Origin of the sequence: Pseudomonas sp. GD03862 (assembly GCF_029840855.1) — a bacterium.
Classification (GTDB): domain Bacteria; phylum Pseudomonadota; class Gammaproteobacteria; order Pseudomonadales; family Pseudomonadaceae; genus Aquipseudomonas; species Aquipseudomonas alloputida.
The window spans coordinates 19,988-37,043 of sequence record NZ_JAOCDI010000031.1; the positions used below are offsets into that span (position 1 = coordinate 19,988).

19 protein-coding genes and 1 tRNA gene are annotated in these 17,056 nt (G+C 61.6%); 18 read left to right on the forward strand and 2 right to left on the reverse strand.

The genetic code is table 11. The features are described 5' to 3' along the window. Window positions 1–31: 31 nt before the first annotated feature. The 18 genes from N5D53_RS19225 to N5D53_RS19310 all read left to right on the forward strand — a co-directional run bounded on the left by N5D53_RS19225 (window position 32) and on the right by N5D53_RS19310 (window position 13,748). Complete coding sequence (locus N5D53_RS19225) at window positions 32–505, forward strand: Dps family protein (protein ID WP_010952363.1); 474 nt, start codon at window positions 32–34, stop codon at window positions 503–505. A gap of 211 nt (window positions 506–716) precedes the next feature. After that, window positions 717–1,046, forward strand: a complete 330-nt coding sequence (locus N5D53_RS19230) for a ribbon-helix-helix domain-containing protein (protein WP_064492886.1) — start codon at window positions 717–719, stop codon at window positions 1,044–1,046. A gap of 94 nt (window positions 1,047–1,140) precedes the next feature. Then, window positions 1,141–1,362: a zinc ribbon domain-containing protein gene (locus N5D53_RS19235; protein WP_003254776.1), complete on the forward strand. Its 222-nt coding sequence runs from the start codon at window positions 1,141–1,143 to the stop codon at window positions 1,360–1,362. Window positions 1,363–1,455: 93 nt separating this feature from the next. Then, window positions 1,456–3,231, forward strand: coding sequence for an aspartate--tRNA ligase (gene aspS / locus N5D53_RS19240; protein ID WP_004575741.1), 1,776 nt, complete (start codon window positions 1,456–1,458; stop codon window positions 3,229–3,231). Between the two features lie 119 nt (window positions 3,232–3,350). Continuing rightward, window positions 3,351–4,097 (forward strand): YebC/PmpR family DNA-binding transcriptional regulator, encoded by a 747-nt coding sequence (locus N5D53_RS19245; protein ID WP_003254770.1) that lies wholly within the window; start codon window positions 3,351–3,353, stop codon window positions 4,095–4,097. A gap of 185 nt (window positions 4,098–4,282) precedes the next feature. Further along, complete coding sequence (gene ruvC / locus N5D53_RS19250) at window positions 4,283–4,807, forward strand: crossover junction endodeoxyribonuclease RuvC (RefSeq protein ID WP_010952366.1); 525 nt, start codon at window positions 4,283–4,285, stop codon at window positions 4,805–4,807. A 109-nt stretch (window positions 4,808–4,916) separates the two neighbouring features. Beyond that, window positions 4,917–5,534, forward strand: a complete 618-nt coding sequence (gene ruvA, locus N5D53_RS19255) for a Holliday junction branch migration protein RuvA (protein WP_003254768.1) — start codon at window positions 4,917–4,919, stop codon at window positions 5,532–5,534. Next, the gene (gene ruvB, locus N5D53_RS19260; protein WP_003254766.1) at window positions 5,531–6,577 is read left to right on the forward strand and encodes a Holliday junction branch migration DNA helicase RuvB; all 1,047 of its coding nucleotides are present in this window, start codon (window positions 5,531–5,533) and stop codon (window positions 6,575–6,577) included. Before ruvA ends, ruvB begins: the two co-directional genes overlap by 4 nt. 125 nt (window positions 6,578–6,702) lie before the next feature. Beyond that, window positions 6,703–7,155 carry a tol-pal system-associated acyl-CoA thioesterase gene (gene ybgC / locus N5D53_RS19265; RefSeq protein ID WP_003254764.1) on the forward strand — a complete coding sequence of 151 codons (453 nt, stop codon included), beginning with the start codon at window positions 6,703–6,705 and terminating at the stop codon, window positions 7,153–7,155. 2 nt (window positions 7,156–7,157) lie between these two features. Beyond that, window positions 7,158–7,853 carry a protein TolQ gene (tolQ, locus tag N5D53_RS19270; RefSeq protein WP_010952367.1) on the forward strand — a complete coding sequence of 232 codons (696 nt, stop codon included), beginning with the start codon at window positions 7,158–7,160 and terminating at the stop codon, window positions 7,851–7,853. A gap of 14 nt (window positions 7,854–7,867) precedes the next feature. Then, a complete protein-coding gene (gene tolR, locus N5D53_RS19275; RefSeq protein ID WP_003254760.1) occupies window positions 7,868–8,320 on the forward strand; it encodes a protein TolR in 453 nt (150 codons plus the stop codon). Beyond that, window positions 8,320–9,438, forward strand: coding sequence for a cell envelope integrity protein TolA (gene tolA, locus N5D53_RS19280; RefSeq protein ID WP_010952368.1), 1,119 nt, complete (start codon window positions 8,320–8,322; stop codon window positions 9,436–9,438). The genes tolR and tolA overlap by 1 nt, the downstream gene beginning before the upstream one ends. A 26-nt stretch (window positions 9,439–9,464) precedes the next feature. Beyond that, entirely contained in the window at window positions 9,465–10,736 is a 1,272-nt protein-coding gene (gene tolB, locus N5D53_RS19285) for a Tol-Pal system beta propeller repeat protein TolB (RefSeq protein ID WP_012051477.1), read from the forward strand. A 54-nt stretch (window positions 10,737–10,790) separates the two neighbouring features. Further along, window positions 10,791–11,291, forward strand: coding sequence for a peptidoglycan-associated lipoprotein Pal (gene pal / locus N5D53_RS19290; RefSeq protein ID WP_003254755.1), 501 nt, complete (start codon window positions 10,791–10,793; stop codon window positions 11,289–11,291). Window positions 11,292–11,297: 6 nt separating this feature from the next. Further along, window positions 11,298–12,104, forward strand: a complete 807-nt coding sequence (gene ybgF / locus N5D53_RS19295; protein ID WP_003254754.1) for a tol-pal system protein YbgF — start codon at window positions 11,298–11,300, stop codon at window positions 12,102–12,104. A 168-nt stretch (window positions 12,105–12,272) separates the two neighbouring features. Next, entirely contained in the window at window positions 12,273–12,920 is a 648-nt protein-coding gene (gene queE, locus N5D53_RS19300; RefSeq protein ID WP_003254753.1) for a 7-carboxy-7-deazaguanine synthase QueE, read from the forward strand. Further along, window positions 12,920–13,612 (forward strand): 7-cyano-7-deazaguanine synthase QueC, encoded by a 693-nt coding sequence (gene queC, locus N5D53_RS19305; RefSeq protein ID WP_076403786.1) that lies wholly within the window; start codon window positions 12,920–12,922, stop codon window positions 13,610–13,612. The genes queE and queC overlap by 1 nt, the downstream gene beginning before the upstream one ends. Window positions 13,613–13,672: 60 nt before the next feature. Further along, a tRNA-Lys gene (locus N5D53_RS19310) sits at window positions 13,673–13,748 on the forward strand. 92 nt (window positions 13,749–13,840) lie between these two features. Here N5D53_RS19310 and N5D53_RS19315 read toward each other — a convergent pair. Next, window positions 13,841–14,800: a cation transporter gene (locus N5D53_RS19315; RefSeq protein WP_014589999.1), complete on the reverse strand. Its 960-nt coding sequence runs from the start codon at window positions 14,798–14,800 to the stop codon at window positions 13,841–13,843. Window positions 14,801–14,941: 141 nt separating this feature from the next. Further along, the gene (gene mcpU, locus N5D53_RS19320; RefSeq protein ID WP_020190430.1) at window positions 14,942–17,008 is read right to left on the reverse strand and encodes a methyl-accepting chemotaxis protein McpU; all 2,067 of its coding nucleotides are present in this window, start codon (window positions 17,006–17,008) and stop codon (window positions 14,942–14,944) included. Window positions 17,009–17,056: the final 48 nt, after the last annotated feature.

Consider the following 17,056-nt stretch of genomic DNA (forward strand, 5'->3'; position numbering starts at 1 on the left):
GAGTCTCAAGCCTTGTGGAAAGGGGAGCTTCATGGCAATCGATATCGGTATCAGCGAAGAAGATCGCAAGTCCATCGTCGATGGGCTGTCCCGCCTGTTGTCGGATACCTACGTGCTGTATCTGAAAACCCATAACTTTCACTGGAACGTCACCGGCCCGTCGTTCCGCACCTTGCACCTGATGTTCGAAGAGCAGTACAACGAACTGGCCCTGGCAGTCGATTCGATCGCCGAGCGCATCCGTGCCTTGGGCTTCCCGGCACCGGGTTCGTATGCATTCTATGCACGGCACTCGTCGATCAAGGAGGAGGAAGGCGTCCCCCCGGCAGACGAGATGATCCGCCAGCTGGTTCAGGGGCAGGAGGCCGTGGTGCGCACTGCACGCAGCATTTTCCCTGTGGTGGACAAGGTCAGTGACGAGCCGACCGCCGACCTGCTGACGCAGCGCATGCAGGTACACGAGAAAACCGCCTGGATGCTGCGGGTACTGCTCGACGACAAGTAACCGTTGCTCAAGGCGGAAAGCTTGCGCAACCCCTGTGGGAGCGGTCGCGCCCGCGAACACCGGCGCGGCCGGTGCCATCCACCGCATTGCCTGCTCCCACAGGCTCCGCCTGGCAATCTGCTATTTGCGAAGGAACATTTTGCCGCTGCTTTAAGCTCGCCCGTCAGCGCTTCATAGGTCACCTGGTACCTGTGACGAGGAAGTGTGGCGCATGATGCAAGCGAACAAGCGTATGGCCGGCCAGGGCAGCTGGCCAGGAAAACAGTGCATCGACCCGTTCAAGGCGGACTTCGACATGTTGCAGACGCAGCCGGTGTCACGTTCCGTGCGGCTCAACGGCTTTTCTACCTGTCTGCGCCTGGAGGCTGTCTACTGGGGTATCCTTGAGCGCATCGCCGCCGCCAACCGTTGTTCGGTCAGTGCCGTGTTGTCCTACGTGGACCGTGAGGTGCACCTGCGCCAGGGCGGAGTGCGCAATTTCAGCGGGCTGATCCGGGTAATCTGCGTGGCGTGGCTGCAGGACCCGCCAAGTGCGCGCTGATCGCCAGGCGGGCTGCGCAGTGCTTGCTAACCATATATAATCCCGCTTTTTGCTGCCCCCCGGCAGCCAGCGTTATGGTTGACGAGAGACACCCATGCCCCTTTATGACTATCAATGTGCGTCCTGCGAGCACCGCATGGAAGTGCTGCAGAAGATCAGCGCCGCGCCGCTGACCGATTGCCCGGCCTGTCAGGCGCCGGCACTGAAAAAGCTGCTGTCGGTGCCAGGCTTTCGCCTGAGCGGTAACGGTTGGTACGAAACCGACTTCAAGACCGGGGCGAAAAAGAATCTGGCAGGCGGCGACAAGGCCGACTGAGTTGAATGCTGTGACCGGGTCTTGCAGTATTAGCCCTCCGGGCGGCCAAGGCCTCCACCGAATACACGAATCACGAGAAGCGAAACCACCATCATGATGCGCAGCCATTATTGCGGCCAACTGAACGAGAGCCTGGACGGCCAGGAAGTCACCCTTTGCGGCTGGGTCCATCGTCGCCGCGACCACGGCGGGGTGATCTTCCTCGACATCCGTGACCGCGAAGGCATGGCCCAGGTCGTGTTCGACCCGGATCGCGCCGAAACCTTCGCTGCCGCCGACCGTGTGCGCAGCGAATACGTCGTGCAGATCACCGGCAAGGTCCGCAAGCGTCCTGAAGGTGCAGTGAATGCCAACATGGCTTCCGGTGCCATCGAGATCCTCGGCTACCAGCTGAACGTGCTCAACGAAGCGGAAACCCCGCCGTTCCCCCTGAACGAATACTCCGACGTCGGCGAGGAAACCCGCCTGCGTTACCGCTTCATCGATCTGCGTCGCCCGGAAATGGCCGACAAGCTGCGCCTGCGCTCGCGCATCACCAGCAGCATCCGTCGCTTCCTCGACGAAAACGGCTTCCTCGACGTCGAAACCCCGATTCTCACCCGTGCCACCCCGGAAGGCGCGCGCGACTACCTGGTGCCAAGCCGTACCCACGCCGGTAGCTTCTTCGCCCTGCCGCAATCGCCACAGCTGTTCAAGCAGCTGCTGATGGTCGCTGGCTTCGACCGTTACTACCAGATCGCCAAGTGCTTCCGTGACGAAGACCTGCGTGCCGACCGTCAGCCGGAATTCACCCAGATCGACATCGAGACCAGTTTCCTCGATGAAAGCGAGATCATGGGCCTGACCGAAAGCATGATCCGCAAGCTGTTCAAGGAAGTGCTCGACCTGGAATTCGGCGAATTCCCGCACATGACCTTCGAAGAGGCCATGCGCCGCTACGGCTCCGACAAGCCAGACCTGCGTATTCCGCTGGAGCTGGTTGACGTTGCCGACCAGCTGAAGGATGTCGACTTCAAGGTGTTCGCCGGCCCGGCCAACGATCCGAAGTGCCGCGTTACCGCCCTGCGTCTGCCAGGTGGTGCCAGCATGCCGCGCAGCAAAATCGACGAGTACACCAAGTTCGTTGGCATCTACGGTGCCAAGGGCCTGGCCTACATCAAGGTCAACGAGCGCGCCAAGGGCGTCGAAGGCCTGCAGTCGCCGATCGTCAAGAACATCCCTGAGGCCAACCTCAACAACATCCTCGACCGCGTTGGCGCCGTAGACGGTGACATCGTGTTCTTCGGTGCCGACAAGTTCAAGGTGGTCAGCGAAGCCCTGGGTGCGCTGCGTATTCGTCTGGGTCACGACTTCGAGCTGCTGACCTGCGAGTGGGCGCCGATGTGGGTCGTCGACTTCCCGATGTTCGAAGAGAACGAAGACGGCAGCTTCACTGCACTGCACCACCCGTTCACCGCGCCGAAGTGCACCCCGGAAGAGCTCGAGGCCAACCCGGCCACCGCCCTGTCCCGTGCCTACGACATGGTTCTGAATGGTACCGAGCTGGGTGGCGGTTCGATCCGTATCCACCGCAAAGAGATGCAGCAGGCGGTATTCCGTCTGCTGGGTATCGAGGCGGAAGAACAGGAAGAGAAGTTCGGCTTCCTGCTCGACGCTCTGAAGTTCGGGGCGCCGCCTCACGGTGGCCTGGCATTCGGTCTGGACCGTCTGGTCATGCTGATGACCGGCGCCCAGTCGATCCGTGAAGTGATCGCGTTCCCGAAAACCCAGAGCGCTGCATGCGTCATGACCCAGGCCCCTGGCATGGTCGACGCCAAGGCCCTGCGCGAACTGCACATCCGACTGCGCGAACAGACCAAGGTCGAGTAAGCAGTCCCCGGGCGCATCCACATGGATGCGCCTTTGCGTTTCGACGCAGGTTTTTTCCCGTCCCGTCCCGCCCCGTCATGGGGCGGGGCCGTTTGTGATTCAAAGGATTCGGAGTCGTTATGGCTGGTCATTCCAAGTGGGCGAACATCAAGCACCGCAAAGAGCGCCAGGATGCCAAGAGAGGCAAGGTCTTCACCAAGTGGATCCGTGAACTGACGGTCGCTGCCAAGCAGGGTGGCCCTGATCCGGCATCCAACCCGCGTCTTCGCCTGGCCCTGGACAAGGCGTTGGGCGCCAACATGAGCCGCGACATCATCGATCGCGCCGTGGCCCGTGGTGCTGGCACCAATGAAAGCGACAATGTCGAAGAGCTGAGCTACGAAGGTTACGGCCCGGGTGGCGTGGCGATCATGGTCGAAGCCATGACCGACAACCGCAACCGTACCGCCGCAGCCGTGCGTCATGCCTTCACCAAGTGTGGCGGCAACCTGGGTACTGACGGTTCGGTGGCCTACCTGTTCGAGCGCAAAGGCCAGATCAGCTTTGCCCCGGGCGTGGAAGAGGACGCGTTGATGGAAGCGGCAATGGAGGCCGATGCCGACGACGTGGTCGCCAATGACGACGGCTCGTTCGACGTGTTCACCTCGTTCAACAGCTTCTATGCCGTGCGTAATGCCTTGGAAGAGGCAGGCTTCAAGGCCGCTGACGCGGAAATCGTCATGCAGCCGACCACCAGTGCCGAGCTCGACCAGGACGGTGCCGAAAAGGTGCTCAAGTTGATCGACATGCTCGAAGACCTGGACGACGTGCAGAACGTCTATTCCAATGCCCAGATTTCCGACGAGATCATGGAAAACCTCGGCTAAGGTGATTTGGCATTCTGTGCCAACTCTGAGCGTTTGATAGCGCCTGTGCCGGCCCTTTCGCGGGTAAACCCGCTCCTACAGGTATTACGCCCATTTCAAATGTGGTGCAGTACCTGTAGGAGCGGGTTTACCCGCGAAAGGGCCGGCGCAGTTTGTAGAGATGCATCATTTTTTCGACGGGCTTTATGACTCTGATTCTAGGTATCGACCCCGGCTCGCGCATCACCGGCTATGGCGTGGTACGCCAGACCGCCCGTGGTTGCGAGTACGTGGCGTCGGGCTGCATCCGCACCGGCAGCGGTGAGCTGCACGAGCGGCTGCAGATTGTTTTTCGTGGTGTCAGTGAAATCATTGCCCAGCACGGCCCGGTGACCATGGGCATCGAACGGGTGTTCATGGCCCGCAACGCCGATTCGGCGCTCAAGCTTGGCCAGGCACGTGGCGCGGCTATCGTCGCCGCCGCCGAGGCCGGCCTGGAGATCGCCGAGTACAGCGCCACCCAGGTCAAGCAGGCCGTGGCCGGCACGGGCGGGGCCAACAAGGAGCAGGTGATGATGATGGTCATGCACCTGCTGAAATTGACGCAGAAACCGCAGATCGATGCTTCCGATGCCCTGGCCATCGCTCTGTGCCACGCCCACACCCGCTCCAGCCTGGTGCCGCATGGCTTGACCACAGCGCGGCGACGCGGCGGGCGCTTGCGTCTGTAAGCGCTTCATGCGCTGATACACATTTTGTTCGGGTGTTACATTCACCCGCTGCATTTGCTGATAGGGTTGAGCGGTCTTTGACCGGCTCCCCGAGAGGAAGGATCGGAACGTGATTGGACGTTTGCGCGGCACCCTGGCGGAAAAACAACCGCCTCACCTGATTATCGACGTCAACGGCGTGGGTTACGAACTGGAAGTTCCCATGACCACGCTGTACCGTCTGCCCAAAGTGGGTGAAACCGTCACGGTGCATACCCACCTGGTCGTGCGCGAAGATGCCCACTTGCTCTACGGCTTTGCCGAAAAGCGCGAGCGCGAGCTGTTTCGCGAGCTGATCCGCCTGAACGGCGTAGGGCCGAAGCTGGCCCTGGCGCTGATGTCCGGGCTGGAAGTGGATGAACTGGTGCGCTGCGTGCAGGCCCAGGACACCTCAGCCCTGGTGCGCGTGCCGGGCGTCGGCAAGAAAACCGCCGAGCGCTTGCTGGTCGAGCTCAAGGACCGTTTCAAGGCCTGGGAAACCTCGCCGGCCATGTTCACCCTGGTCTCCGATGGGCCTTTACCGGTCGCCAGCGAGTCCAGTGCCGAGGCCGATGCCGTCAGTGCCCTGGTCTCGCTGGGCTACAAGCCGCAGGAAGCCAGCAAGGCAATCGCCGCGATCAAGGACAAGGCCGGCCTGAGCAGTGAAGAGCTGATCCGCCGCAGCCTGAAAGGGATGATTTCCAAGTGATCGAAGCCGACCGCCTGATCGCCGCCAGTGGCCGCGACCGCGAAGAAGTCCAGGACCGTGCGATTCGCCCGCTGAGCCTGGACGAGTACATCGGCCAGCCGGTGGTGCGCGAGCAGATGGCGCTGTTCATCCAGGCCGCCCGCGGCCGCGGCGAGTCGCTTGACCACACACTGATCTTCGGCCCGCCCGGCCTGGGCAAGACCACCCTGGCCAACATCATCGCCCATGAAATGGGCGTGTCGGTGAAGAGCACTTCGGGGCCGATTCTCGAGCGCCCCGGTGACCTGGCAGCCATGCTGACCAACCTCGAGCCGCACGACGTGCTGTTCATCGACGAAATCCACCGCCTGTCGCCTGTTGTCGAGGAGGTGCTGTACCCGGCCATGGAGGACTTCCAGCTCGACATCATGATCGGCGAAGGCCCGGCAGCCCGTTCTATCAAACTCGATCTGCCACCCTTCACCCTGGTGGGGGCTACTACCCGTGCCGGCATGCTGACCAACCCACTGCGTGATCGCTTCGGTATCGTCCAGCGCCTGGAGTTCTACAACGACAAGGATCTGAGCACCATCGTCAGCCGCTCGGCCAACATCCTTGGCCTGGCCATCGAAGACCAGGGTGCCTACGAGATCGCCCGCCGTGCCCGTGGCACGCCGCGCATCGCCAACCGCCTGCTGCGCCGCGTGCGTGACTATGCCGAGGTACGCGGCAAGGGCCAGATCACCAAGGCCGTGGCTGACATGGCGCTGAACCTGCTGGATGTCGACGAGCGGGGTTTCGACCATTCCGACCGTCGCCTGCTGCTGACCATGATCGAGAAGTTCGATGGCGGCCCGGTGGGCGTGGACAACCTGGCTGCAGCCATCAGCGAAGAGCGTCATACCATCGAAGATGTGCTTGAGCCGTATCTGATTCAGCAGGGCTACATCATGCGCACGCCACGCGGCCGCGTGGTCACCCGGCATGCCTACCTGCACTTTGGGCTGAATATTCCCGGGCGCTTGGGGGAGGGGGGCGATTTTTCCGAGCCAGGCGATGAATGACAGATCGAAAGCGACTTTTTGTGGTCCTACCGCTGGCATGCCCCTGGTGCGCTGGCAATAAGACATTAATGAAGAAAAAACAGTTGCCACAGCGGATTGGCAAGCTGAGGAGTAAGCACTAGAGTATGCGCGCGCAAAATCAGCTCGAACCGTTCGCACATCGGTGTCGCGTCTATTACGAAGATACCGATGCGGGCGGCGTGGTGTATTACGTCAACTACCTGAAATTCATGGAGCGCGCGCGCACCGAACGCCTGCGGCACCTGGGCTTTTCCCAGTCGCAACTGGCTGAAGACAACCTGCTGTTCGTGGTCCATTCCAGCGAAGCGCGCTATCACGCGCCGGCGCGGCTGGATGACGAATTGCGGGTGACCGCGCAGGTCCTTGAACTCAATCGCGCCAGCTTGCGTTTCGTACAGCAGGTCTGGCGGGAAAAGGATGAAACGCTGCTTTGCGAAGGGCAGTTCCTGGTGGCTGCCGTGCGCGCCGACACTTTCAAACCCCGAGCCCTACCCCCCCAGCTGCGCGACGCCTTTGCGGCGGACGGCTCGGGTAATCAATCGAATGCAGGAGAATAAGCGTGGAAGCTAACGTCGTCGACCATACCTCCATGTGGAGTCTGGTCAGCAATGCCAGCGTGGTGGTACAGCTGGTAATGCTGACCCTGGTGGCCGCCTCGGTCACCTCATGGATCATGATCTTCCAGCGCAGCACCATGCTGCGCGCCGGTCGTCGTGCGCTGGATGCCTTCGAAGAGCGCTTCTGGTCGGGCATCGACCTGTCCAAGCTGTACCGCCAGGCAGGCAGCAACCCAGACCCGGACTCCGGCGTGGAGCAGGTGTTCCGTGCCGGTTTCAAGGAGTTCTCGCGCCTGCGCCAGCAGCCGGGTGTTGACCCGGACGCCGTCATGGAAGGTGTTGGCCGTGCCATGCGTGTGGCCATCTCGCGCGAGGAAGAAAAACTCGAGCAGAGCTTGCCGTTCCTGGCCACCGTTGGTTCGACCAGCCCGTACATCGGCCTGTTCGGCACCGTGTGGGGCATCATGAACTCCTTCCGCGGCCTGGCCAGCGCCCAGCAGGCCACCCTGGCTACCGTTGCTCCGGGCATCGCCGAAGCACTGATCGCTACCGCCATCGGCCTGTTCGCGGCAATCCCGGCTGTTATTGCCTACAACCGTTTCGCCGCGCGCAGTGAAGTACTGATCGGCCGTTACTACACCTTCGCCGACGAGTTCCAGGCGATCCTGCACCGCAAAGTGCACACCAGCGAAGAGTAATCAGGTAGAAGCCCATGGCCCGAGTTCGCCACAAACGCAAGCCCGTCGCCGAGATGAACGTGGTGCCCTACATCGACGTGATGCTGGTGCTGCTGGTCATCTTCATGGTGACGGCGCCCATGCTCAACCAGGGCGTGAAGGTCGACCTGCCCAAGGTTTCCAGCGAAGCCTTGCCGCAGGACAACAACGTCCAGATCCTCACCATCTCCATCAAGGCCGATAAAACCTATTACTGGAACCTCGGCAGCGAAGTCGATACCGACAAGCAGATGGACAAAGCCATGACCTTGCCGGCCATGACCGACGCCGTGACCAAGATCATTGCTGCCGGCCGTGACCAGGGCAAGCAGACCCAGGTGTTCATTCGTGGCGACAAGGCTGTCGACTATGGCGCGGTCATGGGTGCCATGGGCGGGTTGCAGAAGGCCGGTGTCGGTAACGTTGGCCTGATTACCGAGGCGCCCTGATGCAACAGCGAGAGCCATCCGCCTCGGAAAGCTACTTCTGGCCCAGTGTCTGGGCCATCGGCCTGCATGTGCTGGTGTTCGCCCTGCTGTTCGTCAGTTTTGCCATGACGCCGGAGCTGCCGCCTTCCAAGCCGATCGTTCAGGCGACCCTGTACCAGCTCAAGTCCAAGAGCCAGGCAACCACCCAGACCAATCAGAAGATTGCCGGGGAGGCGAAGAAAACCGCTTCGCGCCAGACCGAAGTCGAGCAGCTGGAACAGAAGAAGGTCGAGCAGGAGGCCGTGAAGGCCGCGGAACAAAAGAAAGCTGACGCCGCTCAAAAGGCCGAAGAGGCCCGCGAAGCCGCCGAGGCGAAAAAAGCCGAGGATGCTGCCAAGGCCGCTGAAGCCGCCAAGGCTGCCGAGGCCAAGAAAGCTGCCGAAGCCAAGAAGGCCGACGAGGCGAAGAAAGCTGCCGAGAAACAGCAGGCCGACATCGCCAAGAAGAAGGCCGAGGACGAAGCCAAGAAAAAAGCCGAAGAAGAGGCCAAGAAAGCGGCCGCTGAAGAGGCGAAGAAGAAAGCCGCCGAGGACGCCAAGAAAAAGGCAGCCGAAGAGGCCAAGAAGAAAGCAGCCGAGGACGCCAAGAAGAAAGCGGCGGCCGAGGACGCGAAGAAGAAGGCAGCTGAAGAGGCCAAGAAAAAGGCCGCTGCAGATGCCCAGAAGAAGAAGGCACAGGAAGCGGCCCGCAAGGCGGCAGAAGACAAGAAAGCCCAGGCACTGGCCGAGCTGTTGTCCGATACCACCGAGCGGCAGCAGGCGCTGGCCGACGAGCAGGGTGACCAGGTGGCCGGCGACTTCGACGACCTGATCCGCATGCGCGCGGCCGAGGGCTGGGCACGTCCGCCTTCCGCGCGCAAGGGCATGACGGTGGTCCTGCAGATCAACATGTTGCCGGACGGTACCATCACCAATGTCAGCGTGGCCCGGTCCAGTGGTGACGGCCCGTATGACAGTTCGGCGGTGGCTGCGGTGAAGAACATTGGTCGTTTGACCGAGATGCAGGGTATGAAGCCGAGCGATTTCAACCAATATCGTTCGTTCAAGATGACATTTACACCTGAGGATCTAGCGTTGTGATTAAACGTCTGAGAGGACTGCTGGTCATGCTCTGCTGCGTGGCAGGCATGGCGGTGGCAGAAGAAAAGAACATCCTGGTTACCAGCGGCAGCGACCGGGCCACGCCCATCGCGGTAGTACCGTTCGGTCTGCAGGGCGGTAGCGTGTTGCCTGAAGACATCGCCGACATCATCGGCAACGACCTGCGCAACTCTGGCTACTACTCGCCAATTCCGCGGCAGAACATGATCAGCCAGCCGTCGCAGGCCAGCGAAGTGATCTTCCGTGACTGGAAAGCGCTGGGTGCACAGTACGTGATGGTCGGCAGCATCGTGCCGTCGGGCGGTCGCCTGCAGGTGCAGTACGCGCTGTTCAACGTCGCCACCGAGCAGCAAGTGCTGACCGGCAGCGTGGCGGGCAGCACCGACCAGCTGCGCGACATGGCGCACTACATTGCCGACCAGTCGTTCGAGAAGCTCACCGGCATCAAGGGCGCGTTCTCTACGCGCATGCTGTACGTGACGGCCGAGCGTTTCTCCACCAACAACACCCGCTACACCCTCCAGCGTTCGGACTACGACGGTGCGCGTGCGGTGACCCTGCTGCAATCGCGTGAGCCGATCCTGTCGCCGCGCTTTGCGCCAGATGGCAAACGTATCGCCTACGTTTCGTTCGAGCAGAAGCGCCCACGTATCTTCGTGCAGAACATCGATACTGGCCGCCGCGAGCAGGTGACCAACTTCGAAGGCCTGAACGGTGCGCCAGCCTGGTCGCCGGACGGCTCGCGCCTGGCGTTCGTGCTGTCCAAGGACGGCAACCCGGACATCTACGTGATGAACGTGGCCTCGCGCCAGATCAGCCGTGTTACTGCGGGCCCGGGTATCAATACCGAGCCGTTCTGGGGCAAAGATGGCAACACCCTCTACTTCACTTCCGACCGTGGCGGCAAACCGCAGATCTATAAACAGTCGGTCAGTGGTGGTGGTGCCGAGCGCGTAACGTTCGTAGGTAACTACAACGCCAACCCGAAACTTTCGGCGGACGAAAAGACCCTGGTAATGATTCATCGCCAACAGGGCTTTACCAACTTCAAAGTGGCGGCACAGGACTTGCAACGCGGAAGTGTAAAGATTCTGTCTGAAACAAGTCTTGATGAGTCTCCCACTGTTGCGCCAAACGGCACCATGCTAATCTACGCCACCCGCCAGCAGGGCCGGGGAGTCTTGATGCTCGTGTCGCTGAACGGCCGCGTGAGGCTCCCACTTCCTACCGCTCAAGGCGAAGTCAGAGAACCGTCCTGGTCCCCTTACCTGAACTGATTGCGGCGTAATACATTTTGCTTAACACACTGGGGTTTCATTAGGAGTTTCACGATGGAAATGCTGAAGTTTGGTAAATTTGCTGCGCTGGCTCTGGCCATGGCCGTAGCTGTAGGTTGCTCCTCGAAGGGCGGTGATAACGCAGGCGAAGGCGCTGCTGTAGACCCTAACGCTGGCTACGGTGCCAACACTGGCGCTGTTGACGGCTCCCTGAGCGAAGAAGCCGCCCTGCGCGCAATCACCACCTTCTACTTCGAATACGACAGCTCGGACCTGAAGCCAGAAGCCATGCGCGCTCTGGACGTTCACGCCAAGGACCTGAAAGCCAACGGCAACCGTGTTGTTCTGGAAGGTAACACCGACGAGCGCGGCACCCGCGAGTACAACATGGCTCTGGGTGAGCGTCGTGCGAAAGCCGTTCAGCGCTACCTGGTTCTGCAGGGCGTTTCCCCTGCTCAGCTGGAACTGGTTTCCTACGGCGAAGAGCGTCCAGTTGCTACCGGCAACGACGAGCAGTCCTGGGCTCAGAACCGTCGCGTAGAACTGCGTAAGTAAGTTCTTATGCGTATGTGCCGCCGTGTAGTAACCGTCCTCGCACTCAGCCTGCCGCTTGCGGCCTGGGCTGAGGTCCCTGTAGTAGATGACAACGCAGGCAGCTATCCGCCTGCGGGTTATGGCACGAGCGGCGCCTATGCCGGGTCAGGGGCTTCGGCCCCTGCCTCTGCACAGGGCCAGCTGTTCATGCAGCTGCAACAGATGCAGGATCAGCTTTCCCGCCAGCAAGGCATCATCGAAGAGCTGCAAAACGATGTGTCCCGCATGAAGCAGGAAAACCTGGAGCGTTACCAGGACCTGGACCGTCGCATCAACAGTGGCGCTGCGCCTGCCGCAACCCCTGACAATTCCTCCGGTGGTGGTGCGTCCAATGCCGCCCCCGATGCCGCAGCAGGTGCTGCTGCGCAACAACCGGCCGGCAGTAGCCAGCCCGGTGATCCGGCGAAAGAGAAGCTCTATTACGACGCAGCTTTCGACCTGATCAAACAGAAAGACTTCGACAAGGCCAGCCAGGCGTTCAACGCCTTCCTGCGCAAGTACCCCAACAGCCAGTACGCCGGTAATGCCCAGTACTGGTTGGGTGAAGTGAACCTGGCCAAGGGTGACTTGCAAGGCGCCAGCCAGGCCTTTGCCCAAGTCAGCCAAAAGTACCCGAAGCACAGCAAGGTGCCAGATTCGCTGTACAAACTGGCTGATGTCGAGCGCCGTATGGGCCATACCGACAAGGTAAAAGGCATCCTTCAGCAGGTCGTCACCCAGTACCCCGGCACCTCTGCCGCTCAACTGGCCCAGCGTGACCTGCAGAAGCTCTAGGCGTTGTCGCTGTACCGCTCGAAATAAACCCGCGCCAGTCGCGGGTTTTTTCGTTAGAATCACTGCCCTTTTTTCGTAAACACGCTGCTGCGGATAACGCTATGTCGAGTCCGCGACAGTGCCTGACGGAGGCGGACAGCCTGTTTAGCTGTCACGCCCGTGGCGATCATGCAAGACACATTACGCATCACCGAAGTCTTTTACTCTTTGCAGGGTGAGACGCGAACGGCCGGGCTGCCCACGGTATTTGTGCGCCTCACCGGTTGCCCCCTGCGTTGCCAGTACTGCGACAGTGCCTATGCCTTCAGTGGCGGTACCGTACGCACCCTTGATTCGATCCTCGAACAAGTGGCCGGCTTCAAACCGCGCTACGTCTGTGTCACCGGTGGCGAACCACTGGCTCAGCCCAACGCCTTGCCGTTGCTGCAGCGGCTGTGTGATGCCGGTTACGAGGTGTCGCTGGAGACCAGCGGCGCGCTGGATATTGCTGGCACCGACACCCGCGTCAGCCGTGTGGTCGACCTGAAAACCCCAGGCTCCGAAGAGTCGCACCGTAACCGCTACGAGAACATCGAGCAGCTGACACGCAACGATCAGGTCAAGTTCGTCATCTGTTCCCGCGAGGATTATGACTGGGCGGTATCCAAGCTGATCCAGTACAACCTGGCCGAGCGTGCCGGTGAGGTGTTGTTCTCACCCAGCCATCATCAGGTGAACGCCAGTGACCTGGCTGACTGGATCGTTGCTGACAACCTGCCTGTACGCTTCCAGTTGCAGCTGCACAAGCTGCTGTGGAACGACGAGCCCGGACGTTGATTGAGGAGCACGTACACATGACAGAAAAACGCGCAGTAATCCTGTTGTCCGGCGGCCTGGATTCGGCCACCGTGGTTGCCATGGCCAAGGCCGAAGGCTACAGCTGCTACACCATGAGCTTTGATTACGGCCAGCGTCATCGCGCCGAGCTGAACGCCGCTGCCCGCGTGGCCCGCGACCTGGGTGTGGTCGAGCATAAGGTGATTGGGCTGAACCTCGACGGCATCGGCGGTTCTGCATTGACCGACAGCAGCATCGACGTGCCGGAAGCCCCGGGTGAAGGCATTCCGGTCACTTATGTGCCGGCGCGCAACACCGTGTTCCTTTCGCTGGCGCTGGGTTGGGCCGAAGTACTGGAAGCGCGCGACATCTTCATTGGCGTCAACGCCGTGGATTACTCCGGCTACCCGGATTGCCGACCCGAGTTCGTCGAGGCCTTCGAGCGCATGGCCAACCTGGCGACCAAGGCTGGCGTAGAAGGGCAGGGCTTCCGCATCCAGGCGCCGCTGCAGAACATGAGCAAGGCGCAGATCGTGCAGGCCGGTATGGCCCGTGGTGTGGACTACAGCCTGACCGTTTCCTGCTACCAGGCCGACGATGACGGTCGCGCCTGTGGCAAATGCGACAGCTGCCGCCTGCGGGCCGATGGTTTCAAGGCCGCCGGTATCGAAGACCCGACTCGGTATTTTTGAAAAAATCGTGATGGGGTGTTGAATTCTCGTTAGAAATCAGTATTATACGCGCCATCAAATGGGTCGTTAGCTCAGTTGGTAGAGCAGTTGGCTTTTAACCAATTGGTCGTAGGTTCGAATCCTACACGACCCACCATACGCAGTACGTTAGAGCCCGCTACCAGAAATGGTCGCGGGCTTTTTCGTTTGCGCTACGGGTTTCGGAAAAGGGCGCAGAGCGCCCACACATTACTCGGCCCATTCCGGGTCGCCAGTGAACACCACTGTCAGCCAGCGGTCCGGCCCTTCGCCGCCTACCGCGTCGCCAATCTCGTTGCGCCAGGCATCCCATTCATCGATGGTCTTCGCCGCCATGGTTTTGGGCACGATGAAATACAGCTCAATCTCCCGCGAACGCCCGACCTTGGCGACATAGGCGCGGTAAGACTGCAGGCCGTGGCGGGCGACGAAGGCCTTGGCCACCTCATCTACGTGCAGCTTGAGGTCGCCGGGGGTGACCAGGAAGATTTCAGACAGCGCCTGACGCACCACCGACATCGGCAACGGCACGATCACCAGGCACACCAGCGCCAGCACCGCCGGGTCAATGTAGGGTGATACCCATTCCAGCGAAGTGCCTTGCACGGCATAGCCAAAGCAGAAGGCGATCAGCAGTGCGGCAGTGATGCTGGCCGACATCACCCAGCCCTTGACGTCCATGCGCACGAAGTCTGATTTCAGTTTACGGTTGGCGCGGGCCTCGATGACGGCGATGGTCACGCAGGTGATCACCGTCAGCGCCGCGTAGACCATGGCAATGCCGAACTCCAGGTGGCGCCCGCCTTGCAGCAGGCTGCTGACGGCGTTGATCAGCGCGTAGATGGCCACGCCGCCGAGCAGAATGCCGTTGAGTGCCAGTACCATGGGCTCCAGGTGCCAGAAACCCATGGTGAAGCGCTCGCGCAGCTTGCGCGACATCTGCACGCTGGTGGTGTGCGAAGTGATCAGCTTGACCACCACCAGCGACAGCCCGCTCATGCTGGCGTCGACCAGCGAGTACACACCGTCGAAGACGATGGAGAACGAGCCGGAGGCAAGGCCGAAGGCGATGCCGATGGTGGCGATGAACAGGGTCGCGGCGATCGAGGTGCGTAAAAGCCCTTGTTCGCTGGTGATGTCGAAGAAGGTGGATCGGGTTGGATTAGGCATAAGTTGTGCTCAAAAATAACAATGGTGCGGTGCCTGTCAGGGCCTCTTCGCGGGCACGCCCGCTCCCACAGGAACTGCACAGCCCCTTAGGGCACGCCGAACCTGTGGGAGCGGGCGTGCCCGCGAAGAGGCCCTGACAGGCTAGACGCGAAACTGCTCCATCAGCGCCTGCTGCTGGTTGGCCAGCCGGTTCAGGGCCTGACTGATGCGTGCCGATTCATCGGCCTGCCCGGCCAGTGATTCTGTCACGTCTCGAATGCCGGCCACGTTACGGTTCACTTCCTCGGCCACCGCACTCTGCTCTTCCGCCGCCGAGGCAATCTGCAGGTTCATGTCGCTGATCACCGCCACGGCCTCGCCAATACGCTGCAGTGCCGGTAATGCCTGCTCCATGCGTGCGGCGCTGTCCAGGGCCTGGCGTTGGCCTGCATGCATGGCCCCGACCACGTCCTGGGTGCCTTGCTGAAGGCCTTCGATGACCTGGCGAATTTCCTCCACCGAAACCTGCGTGCGCTGGGCCAGGCCGCGCACCTCATCGGCAACCACGGCGAAGCCACGCCCGGCTTCGCCTGCGCGGGCCGCTTCGATGGCGGCATTCAGTGCCAGCAGGTTGGTTTGCTCGGCAATGGTGCGGATCACTTCAAGCACCGAGCCGATTTGCCCGCTGCGGTCTTCCAGTGCACGAGCCTCGTCCATGGCAGTGTTCATGCCTGCGGCCAGGCGGTCGATGCCCTGGCGCGTGCTGTCCACCAGTTGCAAGCCTTCCTGGCTGGCCTGATCCGCGGCGCGTGCGGCCTGGGCCGCCTGCGAGGCATTGTGGGCGACATCCAGGGCGGTGGCGCTCATTTCGTTGGCCGCTGTGGCCACCTGTTCGATTTCGCGATGCTGTTGCTGCATGCCGTCGCTGGTCTGGCTGGCAATGGCGGCCGATTGGTCGGCGGTATTGCGGGCCTCCTGCAGCGAGCCTTTGACCTGGGCAATGACCGGTTGCAACTTGTCGAGGAAACGGTTGAACCAGCCGGTGAGCTGGCCCAGTTCATCCTGGTGGGCGTAGTCCAGGCGACGGGTAAGGTCGCCTTCGCCACTGGCAATGTCTTCCAGGCGTGCAGCCACGGCCAGGATTGGCCGGGTAACGCCGCGAGCGGTCAGCCACACCAGCAGCAAACCGGCGATAGCCGTGCCAAGGCCTATCAGCAGGCTGGTGAGGTTGGCGTTCTGGTTATGGGCATCAAGGCGCTGGTTGAGGGCGACGGCAGGGGCCTGCAGCACGCTTTCCGGCAGTTCCAGCACTACCTGCCACGGGGCTGTGTCAGGGATTGGCGTGAAGGGGTGGGCCACGCGCAGCAGGCCGTCGGCTACCGCCTTGTCCATAGGCTTGCCGAGCACGCTGTCGTCGCGACTGTTGCCGGCCAGCAGGCCGGCGGCGGTGGCGATGCTCACCTGGCCCTGGCCGTCGAACAGATCGCGGCGGCCGTCCACGCTCAGTTGCTGCAGGTTGGCCAGGCCGATGTCCACGCCGACCACGCCGACTACCTTGCCGTGTTCCAGCAATGGCAGAGCGATGCTGGTCATCAGCACCTGACGGCCGTTGACCTCGTCGAGGTACGGTTCGAGCATGCAGGTCCTGGCGGTGTCCTGCGGGCAGGTCAGCCAGCGGTTCTTCGCCGCGCCGTTGCTGCCGATGCTGGTGTCGCCGAGCATCGTTTCCGGCATGGCTTCAAGTTCCAGGGTGCCGGGGCTTGGTTGGGACCAGTACAGCGAGAAACGCCCGCTCTCATTGCTGCCCATGGCGTCCTGGCCGAGGTAGTGGCTGTCCTGCTGGTCCAGGGCATTGGGTTGGAACACCAGGTACAGGCCGATCACATCCGGGTTGCCGGCCAGGCTGGCACGCGCCTGGCGGGTCAGTTCGGCGCGCAGGTCGCTACCACCACGGTCCTTCAGCACCTGTACCAGGCGGGCAAAGCCATTGCCGTACTGGTAGGCGTCCATGAAGTAGCGCTGGATACGCAAGGCCTGGGTTTCGGCATGGGCCTGCAGGCGCTGGCGGGCGCTGTCTTCGAGCATGGCAGTGTTGGCCTGGTTGACCAGGGCGGCGCTGCGATGGGCCTGGGTCAGCGAGGTGGCGACCAGCAAGGCGACAATGGCCAGCAGGCACAGGCCGGCGAGGAGTGTGATCTTCCACTGGATGGAGAGGCGACGCAGCGGCATGGGGGCTTTCCTTTTCGAACAAATGCAACGCCCGCGATCAGGCGCGGG